Origin of the sequence: Nocardia sp. NPDC058497 (assembly GCF_042720195.1) — a bacterium.
In the GTDB taxonomy this organism is placed as follows: Bacteria; Actinomycetota; Actinomycetes; order Mycobacteriales; family Mycobacteriaceae; genus Nocardia.
Genome location: NZ_JBHXMY010000016.1, coordinates 1 through 26,626 on the forward strand (window position 1 = coordinate 1; position 26,626 = coordinate 26,626).

At 68.5% G+C, this 26,626-nt stretch carries 22 protein-coding genes and 2 pseudogenes; 8 read left to right on the top strand and 16 right to left on the bottom strand.

Annotated elements, in window-relative coordinates:
- Both ACFWPJ_RS02360 and ACFWPJ_RS02365 read right to left on the bottom strand, forming a co-directional pair.
- Positions 1 to 393 (bottom strand): annotated as a pseudogene (locus ACFWPJ_RS02360) (hypothetical protein); the annotation flags it as partial.
- Positions 393 to 737 (bottom strand): YbaB/EbfC family nucleoid-associated protein, encoded by a 345-nt coding sequence (locus ACFWPJ_RS02365; RefSeq protein WP_378846081.1) that lies wholly within the window; start codon positions 735 to 737, stop codon positions 393 to 395. The gene ACFWPJ_RS02365 and the pseudogene ACFWPJ_RS02360, both read right to left, overlap by 1 nt.
- Before the next feature lie 224 nt (positions 738 to 961).
- Here ACFWPJ_RS02365 and ACFWPJ_RS02370 point away from each other — a divergent pair, with 224 nt between their 5' ends.
- Genes ACFWPJ_RS02370 through ACFWPJ_RS02380 form a run of 3 tightly spaced genes read left to right on the top strand, consistent with a single transcriptional unit; the run spans position 962 to position 2,748 of the window.
- Entirely contained in the window at positions 962 to 1,522 is a 561-nt protein-coding gene (locus ACFWPJ_RS02370; protein WP_378846083.1) for a hypothetical protein, read from the top strand.
- Between the two features lie 45 nt (positions 1,523 to 1,567).
- On the top strand, positions 1,568 to 2,398 hold the full coding sequence (locus ACFWPJ_RS02375) for a MerR family transcriptional regulator (protein WP_378846084.1): 831 nt from the start codon (positions 1,568 to 1,570) through the stop codon (positions 2,396 to 2,398).
- Positions 2,395 to 2,748: a VOC family protein gene (locus tag ACFWPJ_RS02380; protein WP_378846087.1), complete on the top strand. Its 354-nt coding sequence runs from the start codon at positions 2,395 to 2,397 to the stop codon at positions 2,746 to 2,748. The genes ACFWPJ_RS02375 and ACFWPJ_RS02380 overlap by 4 nt, the downstream gene beginning before the upstream one ends.
- A 3-nt stretch (positions 2,749 to 2,751) precedes the next feature.
- Here ACFWPJ_RS02380 and ACFWPJ_RS02385 read toward each other — a convergent pair whose 3' ends face one another.
- Positions 2,752 to 3,186: an SRPBCC family protein gene (locus ACFWPJ_RS02385; protein WP_378846089.1), complete on the bottom strand. Its 435-nt coding sequence runs from the start codon at positions 3,184 to 3,186 to the stop codon at positions 2,752 to 2,754.
- Between the two features lie 175 nt (positions 3,187 to 3,361).
- Between ACFWPJ_RS02385 and ACFWPJ_RS02390 the strand changes: the two genes are divergently transcribed.
- Together ACFWPJ_RS02390 and ACFWPJ_RS02395 are read left to right on the top strand one after the other, a co-directional pair.
- Entirely contained in the window at positions 3,362 to 4,798 is a 1,437-nt protein-coding gene (locus tag ACFWPJ_RS02390; RefSeq protein ID WP_378846125.1) for an FAD-binding oxidoreductase, read from the top strand.
- Positions 4,795 to 6,111 carry a class I SAM-dependent methyltransferase gene (locus ACFWPJ_RS02395; RefSeq protein ID WP_378846091.1) on the top strand — a complete coding sequence of 439 codons (1,317 nt, stop codon included), beginning with the start codon at positions 4,795 to 4,797 and terminating at the stop codon, positions 6,109 to 6,111. The genes ACFWPJ_RS02390 and ACFWPJ_RS02395 overlap by 4 nt, the downstream gene beginning before the upstream one ends.
- A 92-nt stretch (positions 6,112 to 6,203) precedes the next feature.
- On the opposite strand, the gene ACFWPJ_RS02400 is transcribed toward ACFWPJ_RS02395, so the two are convergent.
- The 6 genes from ACFWPJ_RS02400 to ACFWPJ_RS02425 all read right to left on the bottom strand — a co-directional run bounded on the left by ACFWPJ_RS02400 (position 6,204) and on the right by ACFWPJ_RS02425 (position 17,131).
- Positions 6,204 to 9,752 (bottom strand): protein kinase, encoded by a 3,549-nt coding sequence (locus tag ACFWPJ_RS02400; RefSeq protein WP_378846094.1) that lies wholly within the window; start codon positions 9,750 to 9,752, stop codon positions 6,204 to 6,206.
- A 245-nt stretch (positions 9,753 to 9,997) separates the two neighbouring features.
- Positions 9,998 to 10,303, bottom strand: coding sequence for a hypothetical protein (locus tag ACFWPJ_RS02405; RefSeq protein WP_378846096.1), 306 nt, complete (start codon positions 10,301 to 10,303; stop codon positions 9,998 to 10,000).
- 48 nt (positions 10,304 to 10,351) lie between these two features.
- Entirely contained in the window at positions 10,352 to 10,810 is a 459-nt protein-coding gene (locus ACFWPJ_RS02410; protein ID WP_378846098.1) for a hypothetical protein, read from the bottom strand.
- A gap of 174 nt (positions 10,811 to 10,984) precedes the next feature.
- Positions 10,985 to 13,141 (bottom strand): 3-hydroxyacyl-CoA dehydrogenase NAD-binding domain-containing protein, encoded by a 2,157-nt coding sequence (locus ACFWPJ_RS02415; protein ID WP_378846101.1) that lies wholly within the window; start codon positions 13,139 to 13,141, stop codon positions 10,985 to 10,987.
- 39 nt (positions 13,142 to 13,180) lie between these two features.
- The gene (locus tag ACFWPJ_RS02420; RefSeq protein WP_378846103.1) at positions 13,181 to 14,395 is read right to left on the bottom strand and encodes an acetyl-CoA C-acetyltransferase; all 1,215 of its coding nucleotides are present in this window, start codon (positions 14,393 to 14,395) and stop codon (positions 13,181 to 13,183) included.
- Positions 14,396 to 14,584: 189 nt separating this feature from the next.
- Entirely contained in the window at positions 14,585 to 17,131 is a 2,547-nt protein-coding gene (locus tag ACFWPJ_RS02425) for a DNA polymerase III subunit gamma and tau (RefSeq protein ID WP_378846105.1), read from the bottom strand.
- Positions 17,132 to 17,571: 440 nt separating this feature from the next.
- Here ACFWPJ_RS02425 and ACFWPJ_RS02430 point away from each other — a divergent pair, with 440 nt between their 5' ends.
- Positions 17,572 to 18,396 (top strand): hypothetical protein, encoded by an 825-nt coding sequence (locus ACFWPJ_RS02430; RefSeq protein ID WP_378846107.1) that lies wholly within the window; start codon positions 17,572 to 17,574, stop codon positions 18,394 to 18,396.
- A gap of 77 nt (positions 18,397 to 18,473) precedes the next feature.
- On the top strand, positions 18,474 to 19,754 hold the full coding sequence (locus tag ACFWPJ_RS02435) for an ammonium transporter (RefSeq protein ID WP_378846108.1): 1,281 nt from the start codon (positions 18,474 to 18,476) through the stop codon (positions 19,752 to 19,754).
- A gap of 207 nt (positions 19,755 to 19,961) precedes the next feature.
- On the opposite strand, the gene ACFWPJ_RS02440 is transcribed toward ACFWPJ_RS02435, so the two are convergent.
- Positions 19,962 to 20,873: a neutral zinc metallopeptidase gene (locus ACFWPJ_RS02440; protein ID WP_378846111.1), complete on the bottom strand. Its 912-nt coding sequence runs from the start codon at positions 20,871 to 20,873 to the stop codon at positions 19,962 to 19,964.
- Between the two features lie 278 nt (positions 20,874 to 21,151).
- Here ACFWPJ_RS02440 and ACFWPJ_RS02445 point away from each other — a divergent pair, with 278 nt between their 5' ends.
- On the top strand, positions 21,152 to 22,777 hold the full coding sequence (locus ACFWPJ_RS02445; protein WP_378846113.1) for a DUF2207 family protein: 1,626 nt from the start codon (positions 21,152 to 21,154) through the stop codon (positions 22,775 to 22,777).
- Between the two features lie 34 nt (positions 22,778 to 22,811).
- Here the strand turns inward: ACFWPJ_RS02445 and ACFWPJ_RS02450 are convergent, their stop codons facing one another.
- The 6 genes and pseudogenes from ACFWPJ_RS02450 to ACFWPJ_RS02475 form a co-directional block, all read right to left on the bottom strand.
- On the bottom strand, positions 22,812 to 23,246 hold the full coding sequence (locus ACFWPJ_RS02450) for a hypothetical protein (RefSeq protein ID WP_378846115.1): 435 nt from the start codon (positions 23,244 to 23,246) through the stop codon (positions 22,812 to 22,814).
- Between the two features lie 83 nt (positions 23,247 to 23,329).
- Complete coding sequence (locus ACFWPJ_RS02455; RefSeq protein WP_378846118.1) at positions 23,330 to 23,557, bottom strand: hypothetical protein; 228 nt, start codon at positions 23,555 to 23,557, stop codon at positions 23,330 to 23,332.
- Entirely contained in the window at positions 23,554 to 24,210 is a 657-nt protein-coding gene (locus ACFWPJ_RS02460) for an RNA polymerase sigma factor (RefSeq protein WP_378846120.1), read from the bottom strand. The genes ACFWPJ_RS02455 and ACFWPJ_RS02460 overlap by 4 nt, the downstream gene beginning before the upstream one ends.
- Complete coding sequence (locus ACFWPJ_RS02465; protein WP_378846121.1) at positions 24,207 to 24,449, bottom strand: hypothetical protein; 243 nt, start codon at positions 24,447 to 24,449, stop codon at positions 24,207 to 24,209. Before ACFWPJ_RS02465 ends, ACFWPJ_RS02460 begins: the two co-directional genes overlap by 4 nt.
- 111 nt (positions 24,450 to 24,560) lie before the next feature.
- Positions 24,561 to 25,841: an ROK family protein gene (locus ACFWPJ_RS02470; RefSeq protein ID WP_378846123.1), complete on the bottom strand. Its 1,281-nt coding sequence runs from the start codon at positions 25,839 to 25,841 to the stop codon at positions 24,561 to 24,563.
- Positions 25,842 to 26,182: 341 nt separating this feature from the next.
- Positions 26,183 to 26,519: pseudogene (locus ACFWPJ_RS02475) on the bottom strand (hypothetical protein); the annotation flags it as partial.
- Positions 26,520 to 26,626: the final 107 nt, after the last annotated feature.

Below are 26,626 nucleotides of genomic sequence, written 5' to 3' on the forward strand. Positions count from 1 at the left end.
CCGCGCCCCCCCCCCAGCCCCAGACACCCCCCGCGCCCCCCCGCCGCCGAGTCGCCCGCCCAGCGCCCCCGCCCCTCGCCGGCGGCCGCGCCCCCGCGCGGGGCGCCCCCCCCCCCTCGCCTGCACATCCTTGGGTTCCTCGACCACACAGATCATCGTGCGGTCGCGGCGCGGGTCGGCACAGATCCGGCACAGCTCACCGTCGGCCACGGTGCCGCACGAGACGCAGAACTGCACGCCGTCGCGCACCTTCTGCAACGCGGCCTGCAACCGGTCGATCTCCGGCGGTTCCACCTGCAGCAGGTGAAAAGCGATGCGCTGTGCGCTCTTCGGACCGACGCCGGGCAGCTTGCCCAGCTCGTCGATCAGATCCTGAACCGGCCCCTCATACATCAGAAATCAGGCAGACCGGGCATCGAACCGCCGCCGAGGCCCTGCGAGAGCGGGCCGAGCCGTTCGGCGGCCAGCTGCTGCGCGTTGATCATGGCGTCGTTGATCGCGCCGATCACGAGATCCTGCAGGCCGTCGACATCGGTGGGATCGACGATCTTCGGGTCGATCGTCAGCGCGGTGACCTCGCCGCTGACCTTGATGGTCGCCTGGACCAGACCACCACCGGCCTGCCCCTCCACCACGGACTCGGCGAGCTCGGCCTGAGCCTGCATCACCGCCTGCTGCATCTGCTGGGCTTGCGCGAGCAGGGCTTGCATATCGAACTGACCATCACCGGGTTGCACAGCACGTCCTCTCCAGAAGTTTCGTCCGCGTCAAGCGTAGTCCTCACGCGCCGCCGGGATACTCCCACACCCGCCACCGCGGTGGCGCATACCGACCGCGCCGTTATCCGTGACCTACCTGGTAACAGCTTGATTGCTGCCTGCCCGCAACAGATCCGGGTATGAGCCTCGCGCCTAGGATCGATGGGGGTCGGATCTAGGCTCAGCAATTCTAGGGAGAACAGATGAGTGTCATCCGCGCGTCCCTGATCAGCGCGTCGGCGTCAGCCGTTGGCCTGCTCGTTCTAGCACCGGTCACCGCATCGGCCGAGCCTGCCGCGGAGCTCACCGACTACGGGAACGGCTGCGTTGTCGACCCCGGCAATTCCGCCGCGACCCTCGATTCGCTGCGCAATCGCTGCAGTGTCACCCAGCAGGACCAGATCTACCGCGACGCGCAGGCGGGCGCCGTGCCGCAGGGTGTCACCGACGGCTGGGTGACACGCCCGCCGCAGCTGGTGGCGGTGGCGCCCGCCCTGTGGATCGGCAAGGTGTTCCGCACCGGCCCCGACGGCGGCACCCTGACCAACCGGGTCGTCGGCACCGAGGCGTTCCCCGCCGACGTCTACCGGACGCCGTCCATCCTCGACGGCCGTCCCGCCTGGGCCCTGAACTACGCCCCGTCACCGACTCCGCAGGTCTACGACGAGATCCGCGAGATCAGCCCGGGCGTCTGGTTCGGCTATTCGTGGTGGCGCGAGGGCGAGTGGCCGCTGATCACCGCGTTCATACTCGCGCCCGCGTGAGTCGTTCTTGACCCTCCCCTCACTGGAGGGTGTTGGCTGATTCTCATGACAGCCACCGTGGCGATCGGCGAGTTCGCCCGCCTCACCCATCTGAGCGTCAAGACGCTGCGCTACTACCACGAGATCGAGCTGCTGGAGCCGGTCGCGGTGGACGCGGGCACCGGGTACCGCCGTTACTCCACCGACCAGGTGGAGACGGCGCACCTGATCCGCCGACTCCGCGACCTGGATATGCCGCTGCCGCAGATCCGCACCGTGCTCGCCGCGGCCGACCCGGCCGACCGCGACGCGACCCTGCGCGCGCATCTGACCAGGATGGAAGCCGAATTGCAGCGGACCCGCGAGGTCGTCGCGTCGCTGCGCGCGCTGCTCACCGTGCCGGCGCCGCCGCTGCGCGTCGACTATCGGGTCGAGCCCGCGTTCACCGCGCTCACCCGCACCGAGCGGGTCGAACGCGGTGCGATCGCGCAGTGGTGCGGCATCGCTTTCGAGCAGCTGTATGTGAGCCTGCTCGGTGCGGGTGTGACACCGGGAGGCGTTGCGGGCGCGACCTATTCGACGGAGTTCTTCGCCGAGGACACCGGCGCGGTCACCGCGTACGTACCGCTGCCGCCGGGCACCGAGCTCACCCCGCCCGACGGGCTGGCGATCACCGAATTCCCGGCCCGCCGTTTCGCCGTCGCCGTGCACACGGGCGCGTTCGAGGACTTCGACCGCACCTACGGCGCGCTGGGCAGCCATGTCGCCGAGCACGACACCGTACTTCCCGACGAGCCGGTCCGCGAGCGCTATCTCGTCGGACCTGACCTCACCGATAACCCGGCCGACTACCGCACCGAAGTGTGCTGGCCGATCACCGAAGGAGAATCCCGATGACCCTCGCCCTTGGCAATGTCACGTTCGACTGCCAGAACTCGGCCGACGAGCTGGCCGAGTTCTACGCCCAGCTGCTCGACCGGCCCGTCGACCCGGAGGCCTCGGCGTTCTTCGCCACCGTCGGCCAGACCTCCGGCGCCTCGCCGGTGCTGATGTTCATCCAGGTGCCCGACAAGACGCCGGGCAAGAACGTCGTGCACCTGGACTTCCACTCCGTCCAGTGGCGCGACTACGTCGAGCGCGCGATCAGCCTGGGCGCCAAGCACATCGGCGACTTCGACGAGTACGGCCAGCAGTGGGTCACCCTCGCCGACCCCGAAGGAAACCTCTTCGACATCGGCAAGGAGTGACGCTCAGGCGAGCTCGCGCGCCAGGTTCGCGAGCACCTCGGCCTGGATCTTCTTCAGCCCGAGGGGGGCGAAGATGCCCTCGAAGATGCCCGACACACCGCCTGCGCCCTGCCAGGTGGTGCGGAGGGTGACCTGCGAGCCCGCACCGTCCGGGGTGACGGTCCAGGTGTTGACCATCGAGGAGTTGGCGTCGCGCTCGGTGAGGATCGAGTCCGACACGGTGACGTTCGCGCGCACGTTGCGCGAACGCTTCTCGGTGGCCTGCAATGTCCACTCCACCACGGTGCCCGCGCCCCTACCGCCCTCGACGACCTTGTAGTCGCGGTAGTGCGAGGAGAGGATGCGCGGACGGATCGTCTCGTAGTCACCGATCGCTTCGAGCGTGCGCTGCGGATCCGCGGCGACGACAATCGAACTGCTGGCGCTGACCTGGCCCACTGTTGACTCCTTGTCGGGGGTGCGATGTCTCGACCTGGTTACATCCTGCACTGCGCCCCAACGGATCGCCCGACCAGGTTGGGTGAGAGGGAAACATGTGCGTGACATTTCGTCGTGGCGTGCCGTTATCTGGTAGCCGGACGGACACGGTCGTACTAGCGTCGAGCCCGTGGCAGTGAGTCTTTTGGGTAGGGCCGGCCACGAACCGGCCGCACGCGAGTCTGGATATGCCGCGCACCGAGCGGGTGTGGAGCGACTGCTGGCAAGCTATCGCGCCATTCCACCCGGCGCCGTCGTCCGCTTGGCGAAGAAGACGTCGAACTTGTTCCGGGCCAGGGCGGCGACCACCGCGCCCGGCCTCGACGTGTCGGGTCTCGGGCGGGTGATCGCCGTCGACCCGGAGTCCAGAACCGCGGACGTCGCAGGTATGACCACCTACGAGGACCTGGTCGCGGCGACGCTCCCCTACGGGCTGGCGCCGCTGGTGGTTCCGCAGCTCAAGACCATCACCCTGGGCGGCGCGGTCACCGGTCTCGGCATCGAGTCGACCTCGTTCCGCAACGGTCTGCCGCACGAATCCGTGCTGGAGATGGACGTGCTGACCGGTTCCGGCGAGATCATCACGGTGAAGCCGGACGGCGACCGTGCCGACCTGTTCAAGGGCTTCCCCAACTCCTACGGCACCCTGGGGTACACGGTCCGGCTGAAGATCGAGCTCGAACCCGTCAAGCCCTATGTCGCGCTGCGCCACGTGCGCTTCCACGATCTGCGCGAGCTGGAAGCCGAGCTCGAGCGCATCGTCACCGAGCGCAGCTACGACGGCGAGCGGGTCGACTACCTCGAGGGCGTCGTGTTCACCGCGACCGAGAGCTACCTGACCCTGGGCAGGCAGACCGATGAGCCGGGCCCGGTCAGCGACTACACCGGCATGGACATCTACTACCGGTCCATCCAGCACCCCAACGGGGTGAAGCCGGACCGGCTGACCATCCAGGACTACCTGTGGCGCTGGGACACCGACTGGTTCTGGTGCTCGCGCGCCTTCGGCACCCAGAACCCCAAGATCCGCCGCTTCTGGCCGAAGTCGTTGCGCCGCAGCAGTTTCTACTGGAAACTCGTCGCCCTCGACCGCAAGTACCACATCGGCGACCGCCGGGAGGCCCGCAAGGGCAACCCGCCGCAGGAACGGGTGGTCCAGGACATCGAGGTGCCGGTGCACCGCACCGCCGACTTCGTCGAGTGGTTCCTGAAGGAAATACCGATCGAGCCGATCTGGTTGTGCCCGTTGCGGTTGCGGGAGAACGCGGAGGACACGGCGGGTGACCGTCCGTGGCCGCTGTACCCCCTCGAACCACGGCGCACCTACGTCAATGTCGGATTCTGGTCGGCCGTCCCGAGCAAGCCGGGTCAACCGGACGGGGCGGCCAACCGCGCGATCGAGAAGATCGTGTCCGAATTCGACGGGCACAAGTCGCTGTACTCGGATTCCTACTACGCCGAGGACGAATTCGCCGAGCTGTACGGCGGCGAGACGTATACCGCACTGAAGAACCGTTACGACCCGGACCAACGACTGCTGAATCTGTATTCGAAGGCGGTGCAACGCAAGTGACGACATTCAAGGACCGATCCGAGGTATTCGCCGAGCTGGGAACCCGGCTCAGCATTGCCGAAGTGTTCGAGACACTCATCGACGGTGAGATCCCGATCCGCTTGAAGGCCTACGACGGCAGCGCGACGGGGCCGGAGACCTCGCCCTACGCCCTCGAGATCAAGACGCCACGCGGCATCAACTACCTGGCCTCGGCGCCCGGCGACCTGGGCATGGCACGCGCCTACGTCGCGGGCGACATGGTCACCGACGGCGTGCATCCCGGCGACCCGTACGAGATCTTGAAGGCCATGCAGGCGATGAAGTTCCATCGCCCGTCGGCGCTGTCGCTGGTCACCATCGCGCGCTCGCTGGGCTGGGAACGGCTCAAGCCGATCGCGCCGCCGCCGCAGGAGACGCTGCCCCGCTGGCGCCGGATCGCACTGGAAGGCCTGCGCCACTCCAAGACTCGCGACGCCGAGGCCATCCACCACCACTACGACGTCTCGAACAAGTTCTACGAGTACGTCCTCGGCCCGTCGATGACCTACACCTGTGCGGTCTACGGCGAGCCGGACTGGACACTCGAGCAGGCCCAGGAGAACAAGTACCGGCTGATCTTCGAGAAGCTACGGCTGTCCGCAGGCGACCGGCTGCTCGACATCGGCTGCGGCTGGGGCGGCATGGTCCGCTACGCGGCCCGGCGCGGGGTCAAGGTGATCGGTGCGACGCTCTCGGCCGAGCAGGCCGCCTGGGCGCAGCAGAAGATCGCCGAGGAGGGCCTGAGCGAGCTGGCCGAGGTCAGGCACAGCGACTACCGCGACATCCCCGAGGGCGAATTCGACGCGGTGTCCTCCATCGGACTCACCGAGCACATCGGTGTGCACAACTACCCGTTCTACTTCGGCTACATCAAGGACAAGCTGCGCGACGGTGGCCTGTTCCTCAACCACTGCATCACCCGGCCGGACAACAACCGCACCACCAAGGCGGGCGATTTCATCGACCGCTACGTCTTCCCGGACGGCGAGCTGATCGGCTCGGGCCGCATCATCTCCGACATCCAGAACATCGGCCTGGAAGTTCTGCACGAGGAGAACCTGCGCGAGCACTACGCGCTGACCCTGCACGAATGGTGCAAGAACCTGGTCGAGAACTGGGACGCCTGCGTCGCCGAGGTCGGCGAGGGCACCGCGAAGGTGTGGGGCCTGTACATGGCCGGGTGCAGGCTCGGGTTCCAGCGCAATGTGGTGCAGCTACATCACGTGCTCGGGGTGAAGCTGGGTTCCGACGGCGCCTGGACCGTGCCGCTGCGCCCCTGGTGGCAGCCGTAGTCTGAGCCGGCTCAGGCATGCGCAACCGACCCTCGCATGCCTGAGCAGAAGGCTCCTGGCCGCCGGGGTTGCGCGTCATCGCGCACCCGAACTCAGACGAGTAGCTCGTCGAGGAAGTGTCTCGGCACCCCGGCGAGCACCGGATGCTGCTGCCCGTCATGGGCTTGCGTGCGCAGCACGTGCAGCACCCCGACAACGCCGGGGCCAGCGTCGAGCAGCGGCCGGGTCCAGCCGAGGTCGGCGCAGGTGCCCAGCACCGGCAGCACCAGCCCGGTGGCCTCGCCGACCCAGCCCGCCGTCGCCAGGCACTCCGCCAGCAGCAGCGTCGCGTCCAATTCCGCTCGCGGCCGGGACTGGTCGAGCAGCCGCGCGTAGAGCACCCTGGCGTGCCGGGCGGCCCGGTCGTCGGACCGCAGGCGCTGTTCGGCCAGCATCGCCCTGATCTCGGCGATCTGGCGGGCCTCCGCGATGAGCACGGCGGCGCCGGACTTGCGCCGCTTGCCGTTGCCGGACAGCCCGGCGGCGAACCGGTCGGCGCCCTCGCCGGTGGGCAGGCCGAGCCGGGACCGCTCGGCCCGCACCTGCGCGTCGAGCCGGGCCAGTCCGTTCTCCGCGGCCACCCGCGTGCCCTCGTCCAGGCGCGCCGCCGCCGTGTGCTGGTCGCCGAGCGCGGCCTTCACCCGCGCCCCGATGACGAAGGTCGCGACCAGGAAGTCGACCGGGCCGACCCTGGTCACCAGTTCGTGGCTCTCGTCGAGCAGCCGGTCCGCCAGCGCCAGATCGCCACGGCGGTAGGCCACTTCGCCGAGCAGCGCCGCGGCGACGCGCGCGGCGTCCGAGTGCGGGCCTGCCCGCACCCGTGCCGTCTCGTAGGCCAGCTCGAAACACTCGGTGGCGGTGGCGATGTCGAGCTGTTCGTAGGCCGCGTCACCACGGGCGCAGAGCCCGAACACCGGGCCGAGCGGGTCTTTGGACCGCACGTGATAGTCCGCCGCCCAATCCTGCATCTGCGTCACACCGGCGAAGTCGAAATCGCAGAGCCGGACGAACGACATCAGGTTGGCGGCGGTCGAGACGACCCAGGCGGGCAGCTCATCCGGTTCGGCCAGACAGGCCGCCAGGCGGTCGGCCACCTCTGGGGTGTCGTCGTGCGCCACCCGGTCGGCGGCGTCGAGTACCGCTGCCGCACAGCGTTGTTCGGCCAATTCCGGCTCGCCGCCGCCACGGGCGAGCAGACTCGACAGTCTGCCGAGCGCCGAGCGTGCCGTGCCGGTCTGCTGGAGATTCATATTCGCCCTGGCGACGGCCATCAGCAGCTTCGACCGTGACGTCACCTGTTGCACCGGCAGTTTGGACACGCTGCCGAGCAGAGTCGCCATCCGGGAGCGGTCGATCAGGTCCATGCCGCCGCTCTCGAGCAGGTCGGCGGCGAGCTTGAGGTCGGTCGCGGCCAGCGCGTGATCGACCGACTTGCGCAGCAGCTGATGCTCGGCATACCAGCGAGCCGCCTTGCGGTGCAGCATCTTCACCCGTCCTGGGTGCACCCGATCGAGCCGGGTGCGCAGGTACTCGGCGAACAGCGGCTGCATCCGGTACCACTCCGGGTCATGCTCGATCCGGTGCACGAACAACTCACGCTGTTCGGCTTGTTCGAGCATCGTCACGCCATCCGGGACGTCGGCGAGCAGCGCGGCCAGCGAGCCGTTCACCCGCTCGACCACCGAGATCGCCATCAGGAACTCGAGCAGCTCCGGATCCATGCTGTCGAGTACGTTCTCGGCCAGGTACTCCCGCATCCCGTGCCCGCCCTCGGCGAGCTGAGCGAGCAGCTGGACCGGATCGGCTTTGCCCCGCAGGGTCAAGCTCACCAGCTGGATCGCGGCGGGCCAGCCCTCGGTGGCCGCGTGGATTTGCTCGACCTGCTTGTCGGTGAGCGCGAAACCGTTGCGCTCCACCAGGATCTGCCGGGTCTCGGCTTCGGTGAGCCGCAGTTCCGCCCCGCCCAGCTCCACCAGTTCGTCGCGCACCCGCAGCCTGCTGATCGGCAGACCGGACTGGTCACGACTGGTCACCACGAAACGCACGTGGTGACAACCGTTGTCGAGCAGCGTCCCCATCGCGCGGCGCGCGCCGGGGTCGCTCACCCGATGCCAGTCGTCCACCACGACCACCACGCTGCGGTCGCTGGCGTGGATCTCATCGATCAGCGTCGCGATCACGAACGCGGCCGCGTCGGCGGGTCGCTCCTCGAGCACCTGCTCCAGGCCCGCTCCCACATCGGGGCGGACCCGGCGGATGGCTTTGATCAGATGGGCGAGGAACCAGATCTCGCTGTCGTCGTCCTGGTCTATGCCGAGCCAGGCCACCGGGATGTCGCGGGCGACCAGGTCGGCCCGCCACTGGGCGGCGACGGTGCTCTTACCGAACCCGGCGGGCGCGTGGACCAGGGCGAGCCTGCGACTGCCACCGGCGCGCAACACGTCGAGCAGCCGCTGCCGGGGGAAGGGCTCACGGGCTGGAGTCGGCGGACGGAACTTCGTCGCCGCGGTCGGCGGGAAAGTACCGGTGCTGGGGCCGCGCAGCGGCACCGAGGCACCGGCCGGCTGCAGGGTCAGCGGCCAGCTGCGGTGGGCGGTGACGGCCTGTAGCGATTCCGGGGGGTTCGCGCCGGTGTCGTCCTCGATGGCGTCGAGCAGGGCCATCTCGTCGGGCATCTGGCCGTGCGCGCGCTGCACCTCGCGCAGCATCTCGCCGAATTCGTAGGCCGAGACGGGACGGTCGGCCGGGTCGGGTGACATGGCCTGTTCGATCACCGCGGCCACGTCGGCGGGGATGTCCATGTCGCGCAGATCCGGCACCGGCTGGGTGGTGATCCGCAGGAACTGCGCGACCACCTTCTCCCCCGCCTGCCGCTCGAAGGCGGCGTGGCCGGTCAGCAGGGCGAACAGTGTCGCGCCGAGCCCGTAGATATCGGACCGCACGGTCGGTTCATGGCCTTGGAGCACCTCGGGCGCGGTGAACGCGGGCGAGCCGGTGATCATGCTGCTCGAGGTCTGGAAGCCGCCCGGGATGCGGGCGATACCGAAATCGGTGAGCTGCGGTTCGCCGTACCCGCTGATCAGCACGTTCGCCGGTTTCACATCGCGGTGCAGGATCCCGGCCCGGTGCGCCGACTCGATCGCAGCCGCCAGCTTCACCCCGGCGCGCAGGGTATCGGACCAGGTCAACGGCCCGTGATCGTGGATGAGCCGCTCGAGCGAACCGCGCGAGCAATACGGCATGACGATCAGCGGCAGCCCGGTAGCGGTCACGTCGACCTGCAGGATGTCGACGATGTTCGGATGCCCGGACAGCCTCCCCATCGCCTGTTCCTCGCGAAGGAACCGCTCCCGGCTCTCCTGATCGATCTCCGAGGACAGCACCTTCACCGCCACAACCCGGTCCAACGCTGGCTGCAAACACCGGTACACCACACCGAACCCGCCGCGCCCGATCTCCTTGGCCCCCGTGAGCCCCATGGCAGCCAGTTCGGCGACAACAGCCTCATCCAACTCACCAGGCACCATGGCCCGCTGGGTCTTCGCCTCCACCGGTGACGACTCGGACGGCCCGCGCTGTATACGGGTCGGCTCCGGTTCCATGTGACCACCCCTCGATACGAATCGGCGTCACCGGCGTGTCAGTCGGCATACGGACCCCCGAACAATCCGTACATATCCAAGCTAGCGCGATCCGGCATCTATCGGGTGGAGATTCGATGCTGTGGCGGCATCGGTTCCCCGCCGTTCACCGCACCGGGAGCGATCATCTCGGTGCGCTGCGCCGGGGTGCGGTCACCCCAGAGTGCCCCCAGGTGAACAGCATTCGAATACACGTGGCCAAACTGTCAGTCGGTTGCCTTCGGATGTGCCGGACCGGCCACCACTATCCACACGATGCGCGTTTCGTTGTCCGGGCAATACCAGACCCTCCCGCCACCGGTGACCTCGTACTGCCACTGGTCGAGGACCGTCCCACCGATGACGTGGGTCGACAGCACACCCCTGAGCTTGGCCTGTCGCGATGGATTCTCCGGCCTGGTCGGCCGCTCGGTCAGCACGATCCATGTCTCCCAGGTGCTGGCGCGTGCCGAGCGGCACAAATCTTCCCAGCCCTTGGCTGCGGCCGTGGTAGCGAAGCGCGCCTCCCACATTCCCGGCCTGCCAGGAGGCGCCACTCGGTCCCCCCGTTTCGGCGACACCTAATCCACCTCCGGTTCCGGCACCGGGCCGAAATCGGTGTCGATCGGCGCTGTCAGCTGTTCGACAAGCTGTGGATCCGAGTAGATGTGGGCGGTATTGCGCCACTCGCGTACGGTCCGATGGACCAACGACCACTCGCCCAGTTCGGCGGACGCCTGAAACGATCGCGCGAACTCCTTGACGAACAGCGTCTGCTCCGACTCGGGCAACTGGTCCACCCAGGGGAATTCGTCAAGCAATGCCGCCGCCGCGATATCGGTCGGCAGATGCATCAGGACATTGCGCAGCGCGCGGGCAGCGGCGATCGCTCCCTCGGCCTGCCCCTGCGTCCGGTCCTCGCGCGTGAGCAGGAGCGCCGCGCCATCACGGCGGCGGACTCGGACGTCGCCCTCGTCCGCGAGCCGCGCGACCTGCTTCGGGTCCCGCTGTAGCTCGCTCCACTGCACCTCGGTGATCATGTCGCCTACCTCAACAGCCCATCCAGGTCAGACTTCTGAATTTTTTCAGAATTGATGCCACGAGTATGGCACGGATTCGTCCGATGCACCATGAGACATGACTACAGCCCCGTCTCGCCGGAGCGAAACGGGGCTGTCTGCACAGCTCAGCGCACTGAATGCGCTGTCAGTGACTTACTTGCGCAGGGAGGCCGGGACCTCGAAGCGCGGGCCGAACTTCTTGGCCAGCTCGTCGGCGCGGGCCACGAAGGCCTCCTGGCCGCCGGGGTAGCCGACGATGAACTGGTGCGAGCCGCCCGACCAGGCCGGGAAGCCGATGCCGAAGATCGAGCCGATGTTCGCGTCGGCGGTGCTGGTGAGCACGCCTTCGTCGAAGCACTTCTGGGTCTCGATGGCCTCGGCGAACATCATGCGGTCCTTGAGGTCCTGGAAGGTGACACCCTCCGGGAGCTCACGCTGCGAGTTGTAGATCGAGCGCAGCTCGTCCCACAGGCCGGTGGCCTTGCCGTCGACGTAGTCGTAGAAGCCCGCGCCGCCCAGCTTGCCGGAGCGGCCCTGGTCGTTGACCATCGTGTCGATGACCTTCGCGGTCTGCGCGGACGCGGCGTTGAGCTCGCCACCGGCAGCAAGGATGGCCTCGGAGGTCTCCTTGTAGATCTTCTGCATGGTGGTGAAGTTGAGCTCGTCCGACAGCTTCAGCGGCGCGGCCGGGTAGCCGGCCTGCAGGCCCGCCTGCTCGATGGTGGCCGGGTCGACACCCTCGGCGACCATCGAGATGGCCTCGTTGATGAAGGTACCGATCACGCGCGAGGTGAAGAAGCCACGGCTGTCGTTGACGACGATCGGGGTCTTCTTGATGGCGAGGGTGTAGTCGTACACCCGGGCCAGCGCCTCGTCGGAGGTGTTCTTGCCCTTGATGATCTCCACCAGCGGCATCTTGTCCACGGGGGAGAAGAAGTGGATACCGATGAAGTCCTCGGAGCGCTTGACGCCCTCCGAGAGCAGGGTGATCGGCAGGGTCGAGGTGTTCGAGCCGAGCAGGGCATCGGCGTCGACGATGTCCTCGATCTCCTGGAAGACCTTGTTCTTGAGCTCGGGGTTCTCGAACACGGCCTCGATCACGAAGTCGACGCCCTTGAAGTCGGCGGCGTCCGCGGTCGGGGTGATGCGAGCCAGCAGCGCGTCGGACTTCTCCTGGGTGGTCTTGCCACGCGAGAGCGCCTTGGCCTCGATGGCCTCCGCGTAGCCCTTGCCCTTGACGGCGGACTCGAGCTTGACGTCCTTGAGGACGACCTCGTAGCCGGCCTTGGCCGAGACGTAGGCGATGCCCGCGCCCATCATGCCGGCGCCGATGACACCGATCTTCTTGATCTCACGCTTGGGCACATCCGCGACGGACGGACGCGAGCCGCCACCGTTGATGTGGTTCAGGTCGAAGAAGAACGCCTGGATCATGTTCTTCGCGACCGGGCCGGTCAGCAGGCTCGTGAAGTAACGGCCCTCGATGGTCAGCGCGTTGTCGATGTCGACCTGCGCGCCCTCGACCGCCGCGGCCATGATGGCGCGCGGGGCGGGCATGTTGGTGCCCTTGATCTGCTTGCGCAGGTTGGCCGGGAACGCGGGCAGGTTCGCCGCGAAGGCCGGGGTGGACGGGGTGCCGCCGGGGATCCGGTAGCCCTTCTTGTCCCACGGCTGCGCAGCCTCGGGGTTGGCCGCGATCCACGCCTTGGCGGCGGGCAGCAGCTCCTCGACGGAGGAAACGACCTCGTCGATCAGGCCGATTTCCTTGGCCTTGGTGACGCGGTGACGCTGGCCCTGCAGCAGCACCTGCATCAGCGCGTTCTGCAGGCCGAGCATGCGCACGGTGCGGACCACGCCGCCGCCACCGGGCAGCAGGCCCAGGGAGACCTCGGGCAGGCCGATGGCCGAACCCTTGACGTCGGCCGCGACGCGGTAGTGGGTCGCCAGCGCAATCTCCAGGCCACCGCCGAGGGCGGCTCCGTTGATGGCGGCCACGACCGGCTTGCCGAGCTGCTCCAGGCGGCGCAGCGGGGCCTTCACGCGGGTGACCATGTCCATGACCTCGGCCGCGTTGTCCGGGCCGACCTGCATCATGTTCTTCAGGTCGCCGCCGGCGAAGAAGGTCTTCTTGCCGGAGGTGAGCACGACACCGGTGATGTCGTCCTTCTCGGCCTCCAGACGGTCGACGGTCGCGGCCATCGAGTCGAGGTAGGCGTCGTTCATGGTGTTGGCGCCCTGGCTGGGGTCGTCGATCGTCAGGACGACCACGCCGTCGGCGTCCTTCTCCCAGCCGATGATGTTGTCAGTCATAGTTTTTCGTTCTCTCCTATGAGAAGTTTCGGCCGGGGATCAGACGCGCTCGATGATGGTGGCGACACCCATGCCGCCGCCGATGCACAGGGTGACCAGGCCGTAGCGCGCGTTGCGGCGCTCCAGCTCGTCGACCACGGTGCCGGTGATCATCGCGCCGGTGGCACCCAGCGGGTGGCCCATCGCGATCGCGCCGCCGTTGACGTTCAGCTTCTCGTCCGGGACGTTGAGGTCCTTCTGGAACTTCAGCACCACGGAGGCGAACGCCTCGTTGATCTCGACGAGGTCCATGTCCTCGATCGTCAGGCCGGCCCGGTCCAGGGCCTTCTTCGCGGCCGGGGTGGGACCGGTCAGCATGATGGTCGAGTCCGCGCCGGAGGTGGCGGTCGAGACGATGCGCGCCTTCGGGGTCAGACCCGAGTTCTTGCCCGCCTCCTCGGAGCCGATCAGCACCAGGGCCGCGCCGTCGACGATGCCCGAGCTGTTGCCACCGTGGTGGACGTGGTTGATCTTCTCGATGTAGGTGTACTTCTGCAGCGCGACGGCGTCGAAGCCACCCATCTCACCGATGCCGGCGAAGGAGGGGTTCAGCTTGCCCAGGTCGGCGGCGGTGGTGCCGGGACGCATGTGCTCGTCGTTGTCGAGCACGACGAGGCCGTTCTGGTCCTTGACCGGAACGATCGACTTGGCGAAGTAACCGCCGGTGGTCGCCGCGGCGGCCAGCTCCTGCGAGCGCACGGCGTAGGCGTCGACGTCATCGCGGGAGAAGCCCTCGATGGTGGCGATCAGGTCGGCCGAGATGCCCTGCGGCACGAAGTAGCCGTCGTAGTTGGTGGCCGGGTCGAGCGCCCAGGCGCCGCCGTCGGAGCCCATCGGCACGCGCGACATCGACTCGACGCCACCGGCGATCACCAGGTCGTCGAAGCCGGAGCGAACCTTCTGCGCAGCCAGGTTCACGGCCTCGAGGCCGGAAGCACAGAAGCGGTTGAGCTGGAAACCGCCGACGGTGTCGGGCAGACCCGCGGTGGTGACGGCGACACGGGCGATGTCCATGCCCTGGTCACCGACGGGGGTGACGACGCCGAGGATGAGGTCCGAGATCTGGTCCTCGTCGAGGTTGGGGAAGCGGCCACGCAGCTCCTGGATCAGACCAACAGTCAGATCGATCGGCTTGACCGAGTGCAGCGAGCCGTTCTTCTTGCCGCGGCCGCGCGGAGTGCGGATGGCCTCGTAGATGTAGGCCTCTGTGGTCATATCGGAGTGTTTCCTTCCTTGGGGTGCGGTGGCCGCACGAACGCCACGACCATCCGTCCTGACGCCGTACAAATCCCGGCAAGCACCAGCGGAGCATAGAACTATGCTCATCCGGCGTTTCCGGCCACCCGTTCATACTACCGTGGTGTGCGAACTCCGGTTAACTTAACGTGGTCCGGCCGGTGGCTGTCAACCATCCAGACTCTTCGCTCCGAGCTCGTTGCGCAGCAACGCCAGAGCGACCTCGTCCGGGTCCTGCCGATCACCGGGCGCTACCGGCTCCGCCGCGGCGGCCAGCATCTCCTGCTCCTCTTCCGGCGTCGGCGGCGCCAGCACCGCGTCACCCGGCCTGCCACCGCGCCCGGAATCACCACCGGACCGGCCCGAATCCGACCCGTACCCATCCTCCGGACCAGGGTCGTCGGGTAGGTCGGGGAAGTCGGGCGGCGGGATGTCGTCGTCGGACATCGGCTTGGCCTGCCCCGACGCACCCGCCTGATTCCCGTTGGCCTGACTCGGTCGCGAGAACTTCGGCCGCCCGGCCGGCTTGCCCTCACCCCGCGCCGGCGCGCTCACCACCTTCGCCGCCGGACGCGGCGCAGGCGCCCCCGTCTCCCAGCGCACATCCAGCTCGCGCCCGAGCACCGCCCGCACCGCCGACCGCACCGCGTCGATATTGCGCGGATCGGACAACCGCTGCGCCAACGGCGGACTCTGATGCGCGAACACGATCACGTCCCCCTCGGCCCGCGACACCGCCGCCCCCGACAACAGCGCCTGCAAGGTAGGCCCGAACTCCCGCACCTTCCCCTTGATCTCCGCCCAGGCACCGTCGACAAGCGCGACGAGATCTTCGGCCGGGGCGGCAGGTGCCTGCGGTGCCGCCTGCGGAGCGGCAGGGGCTTCCGAGGCGGCCGTCGCCTGCGGGGCTCCAACGGCCTGCAGGCCTGCAGTTTCCTGAGGAGCCGCGGGCGCCTGGGCGGCGGCGGGCGCCTGCCCGCCAATGGACGTAGACGGAGCCTGAAGGGGCGAATCGACTTGCGGTGCTGGTGCTTCCGAGCCACGGGCGTACGTTTCGCCAGATGGCTGGGTTCCCGAATCGGCAACGCGTGACGCGGGCACGGCCGGGTCGCTTGACACCGGCTCGGCATCCGGGCCGGCCGCAGCGGCACCGTCGGCGAACTGCTCCTGGACATCGATCGGCCGCCCAGCAGACGACACCGCGTCCCCCGCAGGACCGACTCCCTCTTCTGTCGCCGAAGATGCCTGAGAGACAGAGCTTTCCGGTGCCGCGCCGTCGACAGACGGTCCGGCAGCCCCGCGCACTGGCTGCGCGGGCGTGGTCGGGGCCTGCACAGCAGGCTCGGCTGCGGCAGCCGCGGGGCGTTCACGAGCCGGCTCGGCGGACTCCGATCCGCCTGCGGCCGCCGCCTTTTCGGCCTTGGCCGCCGCGAGGAGTTCCGCACCGCGACGGCGGTTCTCGCCACCGGCGGCGGGGCTCTGACCCGGTGCGGAGGCGCGTTCGGCGGGCGGTTCACCTGCGGCGGGGCCGGGGCGCCCGGGCGCGGCAGGGATGGCGCCGCCTGCGAATCCCCGCTCCAGGCGTTCCAGGCGCTGCAGCGTCGCGGATTCGGTGTCGGAGACCGACGGCAGCAGCATGCGGGCGCAGATGACTTCGAGCAGCAGGCGAGGTGCGGTGGCGCCGCGCATTTCGCCGAGGCCCTCGTGCAGGAGTTCGGCGTAGCGGGTGAGGGTGGCGGGGCCGAGGCATTCGGCCTGGTCGCGCATGCGTTCCAGGACGTCGCCGGGGCCGGAGACCAGGCCGCGCTCGGCGGCGTCGGGGACCGCGCGCAGCAGGATCAGGTCGCGCAGGCGCTCGAGCAGGTCGACGGCGAAGCGGCGTGGGTCGTGGCCCGCTTCCATGACGCTGTCGATCGTGCGGAACAGCGCGGCGCCGTCGTCGGCGGCCAGCGCGTCGATCGCGTCGTCGATCAGCGCGACATCGGTGACGCCAAGGAGCGAGACCGCGCGCGGGTAGGTGACGCCGTCGGGTCCGGCACCGGCCAGCAGCTGGTCGAGCACGCTCAGGCTGTCGCGCGGCGAACCACCGCCGGCCCGGATGACCAGCGGATACACCGCCTCCTCCACCGGCACGTGCTCCTGCTCGCAGATCTTGCCGAGCAGGCCGCGCATGGTGGCGGGCGGCAGCAGCCGGAACGGATAGTGGTGGGTGCGCGAACGAATGGTCGGCAGCACCTTGTCCGGCTCGGTCGTGGCGAAGATGAAGATCAGGTGGGCGGGCGGCTCCTCGACGATCTTGAGCAGCGCGTTGAAGCCGGCCGTGGTGACCATGTGCGCCTCGTCGACGATGAACACCCGATAGCGCGACTCGGCGGGTGCGTAGAACGCGCGATCGCGCAGCTCACGGGTGTCGTCGACACCACCGTGACTGGCCGCGTCGAGCTCGATGACGTCGAGATTGCCCGCACCACCGGGGCCGAGCGCCACACAGGAGGCGCAGACCCCGCACGGCGTCGAGGTCGGGCCGTCGACACAGTTCAGCGAGCGCGCGAGGATACGCGCGGAGGAGGTCTTACCGCAGCCGCGCGGACCGGAGAACAGATACGCATGGCTGATCCGTCCGGTATCCAGCGCCGTACTCAGCGGGTCGGTGACATGCTCCTGACCCACTACCTCAGCGAACGTCGCCGGTCGATACTTCCGGTACAGAGCCACGGCCCACAGGCTACCGCCGCCCACCGACAGGCGGATGAGCGGCCGACGCGTCGCCACGACTCCCAGAGCTCGCCGCGAAACTGTGACATGAATCACAGTTCAAGTACAGGTTGGGACAAGGCGGGCAAACCCGGTCGGCCTGGCGCAACGGCCGAGCTATCGACTGCCCGCCACGCGGCAACTCCGGCGCGGATCGGCGGTCGATCCTGGTTGTGGCTGGAATGCGTACTCACTCCCCGATTGAGCGGCACTTTCTGGATGTAACGAAACAATCAATGGTCGTGACAGCAGCGCAAGCCGCTGGCTACCGTGGATCTCGGCAACTTCGGTGGCCAAACCTTCATCAGGTTGGTGGCCCCGGCCGGTCCCTCATCCCGGCCGGGGCACAACCTTCACGCACCGTATCGCTCCCCCACCGCCGACCGGAGGAACGTTTCACCGTGCTGTCGTGTGATGACATCGCAACCGCCTGGCTCGCCCACACCGACTTCGCAGGCGACCATGCCGCTGTCGGCCTGCTGAGCAGGGCGATCAGCCCCCAGGACTTCGACATAAAGCGCGATTCGCTGCCCGTCGCCGCCGCGGCGGACCCGGCGACCGCCGCGGCCATCCTGCAACTGCTCGAACGCGGGCAGGTGCCGACGATGGCGGCGATCCGCACCCTCACCGCGCAGAACGAGATGCGCCGCGAGGCCGAGCGGATCGAACGCCTCGGCAGGCGCGCGCAGCGCAGCATCGACGAGTTCGGCCGCATCCTGGCCAGACTCGCCGCCGCGCACTGGTCCGCGCACGATATCGGCCCGACCAGGCGCGACATCCTCGCCGACGCCGAGATCACCGAGCTCATCGCCGAGCGGGTGGGCGAGATCGCGCCCTCGGCGGTCAAGCATCTGTGGCTGATCGAGCGGGCGCAGCGCGCCGGCTGGATCGCCTCGAACGCGAACCCTGGTTCGCTGTGCCCGGCTCGTCGCTGGCACACCACCAAGTACGGCAACCGGGTGTCGCAGAAACCGGTCAACATGATCGGGAAGCTGGTCGCGGGCTTCGTCGTCGAGCACACCGCCGAGCGGGGCAGGCCGCCGAGCTGGGCCGCACTCGCCCGTGATGCGCGCGACGACCGCGGCAGGCGGGTCTTCTTCGACGTGGCCGACGCGCACGCCCAGCGGCGCTGGCTGATCACCGCCGAATGGCTCGCCGACGGCGATGACCTGCCCGTTCCCGGCAAGCGCGGCACCAGGGCACTGGCGAAGGAAAACCGAGGCTAGAACCCGGCCGACACCAGCACACGCGGTGAGTATTCGGTAATTTCCCTGCAACGCAATCACGCGTGGAAGGAGTTACCGTGCCCGCAACGATCGATCCCGCGGCCACCGCCTGGCTACTCGCGGCTACCGCCATGGTGCTGTTGATGACGCCGGCGCTGGCCGTCTTCTACGGCGGGATGGTGCGCTCGACCGGCGTGCTGAACATGCTGATGATGAGCTTCATCGCGATCCCGCTGGTCACCGTCGTGTGGCTGGTCGCCGGGTACAGCCTGGCCTTCGGTGACGATGCGGGCGGCGGCCTCATCGGCAATCTCGAGCACGCGGGCCTGGCCGGGATCAATCCCGACTCCGTGCGCGGCTCGATCCCGGAGCTGCTGTTCGTCACCTTCCAGCTGACCTTCGCGATCCTCACCGCCGCCCTGGTCTCCGGCGCGATCGCCGACCGGGCCAAGTTCGCGGGCTGGATGGTCTTCGTCCCGCTGTGGACGCTGGCGGTGTACGCGCCGATCGCGCACTGGGTGTGGGGACCCGACGGCTGGCTGCTCGATTTCGGCGCGCTCGACTACGCGGGCGGCCTGGTGGTGGAGATCGCCTCCGGCGCTTCGGCCCTAGCCCTTGCCCTGGTGCTCGGCCCGCGCATCGGCTTCAACATCGACGCGATGCGCCCGCACAACCTGCCGTTCGTGCTGCTCGGCGCCGGTCTGCTGTGGTTCGGCTGGTTCGGCTTCAACGCCGGTTCGGCGCTCGGCGCCACCGGCACCGCGGCCGCGGTCTTTCTCAATACTCTCGTCGCGGGCAGCCTCGGCATGCTCGGCTGGCTGATCGTCGAACAGATCCGCGACGGCAGGCCAACCACCTTCGGCGCGGCCTCGGGCGTGGTCGCCGGTCTGGTCGCGATCACCCCGTCCTGCGGCGTGATCAACACCCTCGGTTCGGTGATCGTCGGCCTGGCCGCTGGCATCGTGTGTTCGTTCGCGGTCGGCTGGAAACACAAGGCGGGCTATGACGATTCGCTCGACGTGGTCGGCGTGCACTTCGTCGGCGGCGTCGTCGGCACGATCCTGATCGGCCTGCTCGCCACCGAGGTGATGACCGGCGGCGTGAACGGCCTGCTCTACGGCGGCGGTTTCGCCCAGCTCGGCAAGCAGCTCGTCGCGGTACTGGTGGTCGCGGCGTACGCGTTCGCGGTGTCGTTCGTGATCGGCAAGGGCATCGACAAGGTCATCGGCTTCCGCGTCAGCAAGGAAGACGAAACCGCGGGCATCGACTTCGCGTTGCACGCCGAGACCGCGTATGCGGAAGGCGTGCACGGCAGTTCCCCGCGCCGATTCGGCGAGGGCCACTACGGCGGCCACTGATCAACCACTGTTCGCCAGGGCCTGTCTCGAAGCAGTGGAGCTGCTTGAGCACTCGTCGCCCCGCGAGTCGATCACCGCCCACAATTCCGGCGGCCACCGCGCTGAACGTTCACTTTCCCACCGATCGGTCGAGATCGGGTCCATCTGAGAGGTTAGTGAACGCTCAGCGCATAGCTGCCGCAGTGTCGGCGAACTTCGAAACAGGCTCTAACTTACTTCGCTTGCGTTGGCCGTGAAGGTGTTGCACTGGGCGGTGAGGTTGCGAAGGAGACCCGCCTCGAACCACTGACCACCGTGCGCGGAGGTGCCGTGATCACGCATGTCACCGGGTCCGTCACCGCGGCCGTAGGAATCCTTGGTGGCGACGGTGACCTGCGTGGACGACAGCGAGCCGCCGCCCTTCGACGAGGCGATGAACATGCCGTCGAAGCAGTTGGCCTGCAACTCGACTCGGCGCGAGAGCTCGAGGCCCTTGGGTGAGCGGGCGCCCGCGTCGACGCGTTCGCTGTTGGCCTTGCGCAGGATGCCCGACTGGGCCTGCACGTGGTGGCCGTACTCGTGCGCGAACACCGACAGGTACACGACCCAGTTGTCGCGGAACTGGTCGGTCTGCAGCTGGCTGATCGGCATGTAGATGGTCTTGTTCGCGGCGCAGTAGAAGGCGGCGAAATTGCTCGTCGAACCGGTGCAGGGGGTGGTGATACCCGCGGTGGTCGCGGTGACGCTCAGCGTCGGCGACTCGAACGGCAGATTGTTCTCGGCCAGCAGCGGTTTCCACGCCGATTCCAGGCAGCGCGCGGCGGATTCGAAGAACGCGCGCGCCTTGTCGACCTGGGTGCTCCACGGCGCGTAGTCGCAGGACGCCGGAACCAGGGTGCCGTCGCCGTCGGTGAGCAGTGGATTGTCGCTGGTCGCCGCCGGTGCGGTGCCGGGCTGCGGGTCGTAGGTGGTGCTCGGCTTCGGGCCGATGGCGCCGATCCCCACGTCGATTCCGGTATTGACGGCGAACTTCACCAGGCCGCCGACCACCAGGAAGACGATCACGAGAAACAGCGAGGTCAGGCCGCCGCGGCGTTTACGCGGCGGCGGAGTCGGGCGGCCGGGCGGGCCGTAGGGCATCGGCGGCGGACGGTAGCCCGACGGCGGACCGTAGCCCTGCCGTGGTGCATAACCCTGTGGATAACCCTGTGGCTGTTGATAACCGGGCGGCCCGTATCCGGGCTGCGGTCGATATCCCGGCGGTTGGCCATAGCCAGGGGGCGGTGGAACAGGTCGTCCACCTGGGCCGACCGGGCCATAACCGTACGGTGGTTGGGTCACGTCCCCCGTACCCCCTCGTCTAGTTCGTCGCCGACAGCCGCTGACGCAGGATAGCAAGCTGTCTAGAGTAAGCAGCCATGCTGACTTTTCGGGGGGGCGCCGCAGGCGCGCTGCTGCTCGCTGCGGCGGGTGTGCTCGCGGCCGCGCCGGTTGCCCACACGGAGCCCGCGCCGAACGGCGTCACCATCACCGCCGACCTCACGCTGACCGAAGCCGGTGTGCTCGAGGTCACCGAGACGGTCGGTGTGCCCGCCGACGGCAATTTCACGATGTCACTTCCCTTGCGCCTCAAGGTCGGTGACGACGTCGAACGCGTTTTCAAGGTCACCGACGTCACCGCGAGCGGCGCGGGCACCGCGACCACGGTCGACGATCAGTTCGTCGTCGAAGCGAAGCCTGGTGAATCCAAGTTCACCTACTCGCTGCACAACACCGTCTCCGACGCACCGGGCACCCAGGTGTTCCACTGGCTCGGCGTGCTCAACGCCGATATCGCCGCGCTCGACGTCTCGGTGATCAGCCCCAGCTATCAAATGGGCATCGTCGACTGCAAACTCGGACCGGCGGGCAATGCCAAGCCGTGCGCCGATGTACACACCGAACCCGACGGCGTGCTGTACCTGAGCCAGCGCGATCTGCGTAAGGGCGACGCGATCGATCTCACTCTGCAGCTGCCGCCCGGCACCGTGCCGGCCAATGCCGATGTGCGCGGCGGCGATTCGACCGGGTTCTTCGCCTTCACCGCGCCCGTGTTCGCCGCGTTCGGCGCGCTGCTGCTCGCCCTGGCGGGCATGATCGCCTACGTGCTGCTGGCCAGGAAGCGGGCCGCCGCGGCGATCGCGGGCAGCGACGCGTTCGAACCCCTTGTCCAGCAGGGCGGCCGGGTCGACTTCACCTCACCCGACGGTGTGCTGCCCGGCGAGGCGGGGCTGTTGCTCGACGAGCACGTCGACCCGGTCGACATCGCCGCGACCGTCGTCGATCTCGCCGTCCGGCGCTACCTGTGGATCACGCCGGTGAACGCGCGCGGCGAGGACGACTGGCGGATCAGCCGCGTCAACGCACCCGACGACCAGCTGCGCGACTACGAGCGCGTCGTCTACGACATGCTGCTGCCCGATGGCACCGACACCGTCGCCGTCCGCGAACTCCGCGCACCCGGCCGCATGCAGCTCGAACCGGTCCGCGCCGCTATGCGCGCCGACGCGGTCGCCACCGGCGCCTTCGCCGACCCGAAGCAGCGCGCGCTCCCCCGCTGGATCGGCGTCGCCCTGATCGCGCTCGGCGTGATCGCCACGGTCGCCCTCGCGCTGACCTCCGGGCACGCGCTGGTCGGCGTCGCCATCGCCCTGGCCGGTGTCGCGGCGGTCCTGCTGCCCAACTACCTGCCGACCAGGACCACCCTCGGCGACACCGTCGCCGGGCTGGTACGGGCCATGCAGCGCGGCATGGATTCCGTTGCCCGCGAGCAGATCCCGCCGATCGATCAGGAAACGGTCTTCTCCCGCGCCCTGCCGTACACGGTGATCAGCGGCCGGGCTGACAACTGGATTCGCGCCTTCCGCGACATGGACCCGTCAGCCGACTCCCAGCCCGGCCTGTACTGGTTCGCCGGCTACGACCGCGACCGCAACCTGCACCGTTTCGCCGGCCAGTTCCCCTTCTTCATCACGGCATTGGAAGGCGCGTTCAACCCCCGGTAGCAAGCTCCGGGGGTCGCCGCGCAAAGCGGAGATTTCAGGGTTTCCGGGTAGGCAGGCCGTTCGGGTAGGCCCAGGCCAGGCGGGTCAGGACCAGCGCCGCGGCCATCAGGCCGAAGTCGCGCAGGGCGATGTCGCCGTGGCCGCCGACGATCAGCAGATTGATGATGATGCCGCCGAGCCAAGCGGCGACGAGCGGCGCACCAAGGCGCGGGTACACGAGCACCGCGATGCCGGCGATGATTTCGATGATGCCGACCATGTTCATCGCGGTCGCCGCATCACCCGGCACGAGGTCGTCGACGGCCCCGGCAAGGTAGCGAGTCCAATCCTCGGTGAGGATGTTGGCGAACTTGTCGAGCCCGAACAGAATGGGCAGGACGCCGAAGCCGAGCCGCAAAGCCCAGAACGCTTGGTAGCCGGGGTCGGTGGTGGACGGCGCGTGCTGGTGTGGATCGGTGTGCACAGTCATCTGTTGCTCCTCGAAGGCCGATGCGGGAACTGATTGCCGACCCGAACCGGGTCACACTGTTAGTGACCGCCGCGGCGCGGTTCTTACCTCTGATCGATCAGTTCGCGGAGGGCTTGCGCCTCTTCGGCGCACGCACCGCACCCGGCCAGGTGGATCCGCATGGCCGAGTCCTCGTAGCGCGGGTCGGCAGCGGAGCGCTCGACGTACTCGTCGATCCGCGCGAAGCAGTCATCGCAGGACAGGTACGGGCTGGTGTCGGCCAGCAGGCCGGCGATCATCTCGGCGGTCAACGCCAGGTTCGGTTCGGTCATGAGATGCTCCGCTCGGGGCCTGCGTCGAGCTGCCCGCTGTCGATCAGGGAGGCGCGCAGCTTCCGTCGGGCATCGTGCAGTGTCTTGTAGAGGGCGTTGCGGGTGCTGCCCAAACGATCGGCCAGCACGTCGATCGGCACCTGCTCCACCACCAGCGCCAGCAGGATGTGCCGCTGATGCGGGGTCAGGTCCCGCGCGATCGCACCCTCGATCGCGCGGGCGAGCTCGGCGGCGTCCACCACGGCGTCCGGGGTCGGTGACCGGTCGGCGAGCGAGGTCCACGCGTCCGGGAGCAGGATCTCGCGGTGCCGCCATGCTTGCCTGCGCATCGCCACGCCCGCGTGATGCACCCCGAATTTGTAGGCCCACGTGGTGAAGCGACTTCGCCCCTGGAACGTCGGGAGCTGGCGGAGTACGGCGACGACCGCGTCGTTGGCGCATTGCTGCGCCAAGTCCTCCAGATCGCCCGCTCCCACGCCGGGCAGGAGTCCACGCAGCCGCCATACCTGATGCCGGGTGGCTCGGAGAACAACCTCGCGCAACCGCTCCACCGCGTGCTGACCGGCAGGACCTCGGTCGGCCAGATCGGCCAACCACTGCTCGTCGGCCTGTGGGTGCGCCACGCCGGAGGTCGCGGGGTTCACAGTACTCACCGTAACGCCTCCCGCTCCGGCATCGGCGCCAGAATGCGCACCGCCAGCTCGGGTGCGCAGCCCTGGTCGACGAGCTGCAACAACGCATGCAAATCGAACCCGGGATCGGCGACGACGGCCTCGGCCAGCCGCGCCGGGAAGCCCGACACCACAAGCCACCGTTTGCGCCAATCCCGGACGTCTGCCGACAGCCCGAGCCCACGGGCGGGCTCGGTCCGTGGCATCGGATGAGCGATCATGCACCTTTAGTGTCACCCGGCGACGGCTTCTTACCTCCGATCGACGGACGAATCGCACAACCGACCCACGTCCGGGCCCCGCTCGGGCTCGGTCAAGGCCGGTACCGGGCCTCAGATCCTGCGGATGGCCGCCAGCGGGTCCGCGTACAGCGCGCTGAGCGAGGTGACCACCGCGGCGAATTCCTGTACCTTGCCGCCGAATCCGCTGATCCGGATGTCGGTGGGTGGCAGCTGGGTGCTCTGCGTGAACGCCCTCGCCACGTGCGGCAGCGCGGGGCGGTAGCCGGTGAAGGCCTGGCCGCCGAGGACGACCCGGTCGGGGTTGAGCATGTCGCGGACCAGGGCGACGGTCTGGCCGAGCATCGTCGCCCGCTCCGCCAGCAGCTCGCGCGCGCCATCGGACCCGGATTCCGCGGCGCGGTAGAGGTCGGCGATGGTGGTGCCCGCGGTTCCGTTGTGCGCCGGGATGATTCCGCGGCCGACCGCACGGGCCTGCAGGGCCCGGTCGCCGACGGTCACTTCCAAGCAGCCACGTCGACCGCAGGTGCACTGCACATCGGAGCCGGTGGGCAGGTGCGCGATGGAACCGGGGCCGTTGTTCGGGGTGTGCACCCGGCCGTCGAGGGTGACGGCGATGCCCGCGGTCTCGCGGACGTAGAAGTACAGGCTGCTGCCGTGCTGGGTGGCGGGCAGTTCGGTGTCGGGTTCGGGCCTGCGCGCGTCGAAGGTCGGCAGCAGCAGTTCCGAAGCGGCCATCGCCTCGACGTGCGGCGCCACCGACACCGGCAGTTCCAGCACATCGCCGAGGACCTGCCCGATCGGCGCGCCCTGCCAGTCCAGCTTGGGATGGTCGACCACCCCGGTGTGCGGATCGACGCGCCCACCGATGGCGACGCCGGCCCACAGCGGTGTGCGCCGATGCCAGCGCTGCAGGAACGCCTTGGCGCTGCGGGCGACGGTGGTGACCGCGAACTCCTGTCCGGTCTGCGGCGTCGCGATGGCGAGACCACCGAGAATACGTCCGCGCAGGTCTGCCGCGACGATCTTGGTCGCGGCGGCGCCGACATGGATACCCAGCGTCAGATACGCCTCGTGGTCGATCTCGAACGGCACCCGGGGCCGCCCGACCGCGCCCGCGGCGGTCAGATCGGGACGCTCCCGCAGCAGTCCGGCCGAAAGCAGCGATGCCACTTGCCGATTCACGGTGGCGATGCTCAAACCGGTTGCCCGCGCGGCATTGTCGCGGGATACCGGCCCGGAGGCGGCGGTCCGCAGCACGGCGGCGGCGGGGTTGTCGCTGCGGCGCAGCTCAGGGGCGACGACGGGGCGCGAAACCCGGGGACGACCGGCGCCCGCCCGGGCGACGGGGCGATCGATGATGGGAGTAGACATAGGAAGTTCCTTGCTGAAATCCCGTTGTCCCAACGGAATTGCCGACACGTGTGGCGTGGCAGCTCGCGAGCCGGCGACGGCCCAGCTGCGGCATCAGGAACGACAAAGTTCACGCGTCAACGGCAACCGCAGACCCAGCGCGGCGGTCACATAGGTGACCCGCTTGGCGGGGAGATGGTTGCCGGACATAACAATCAAGTTAACACCGAACCAGAACCCATCCAACCCGAACCGGCGGAATGTGCCGCGCGGCAAACCATTTCCCCAGGTCAACACCACTGCCCTGGGAGCGCGAAGCGCCCCACCCGGCGGACCGGATGGGGCGCTGGCGCGTTGCCCGGCTACTTGGCCGGTGCGGTGAAGGGTGCGTCGATGGTGGTGAAGTACTGGATCGCCGCGCCGATCGCCACGGGGGCGGTGATGAAGATCTGACCGGCCAGGGTGCCGAGCGCGCCGATGGCCAGGATGCCACCGATGCAACCGACCGCGGCGGCGGGCAGGAATGGGCCGAACAGGCCGATGATGGTGGCCGAGGCGACGGTCGCGCCGACGATTCCGCCCAGGACGCAACCCACCGCACCGCCCGCGAGACCGCCGACGAGGGTGCCGACCGACGCACCGGTGGAGATGGTGGAGGTCAGCCGCGACCTCACGGTCGTACTCGGACTTGAACGGCGCCTAGGGAAAAAGCAGGCAGATCGTAACTAGGAATTCGTCCCGGCGGTGTTAGCGGGCGCGGGGGGGCGTGTTTTTGGGTGTGTTATAGAAAAAAAACAACCCCACTC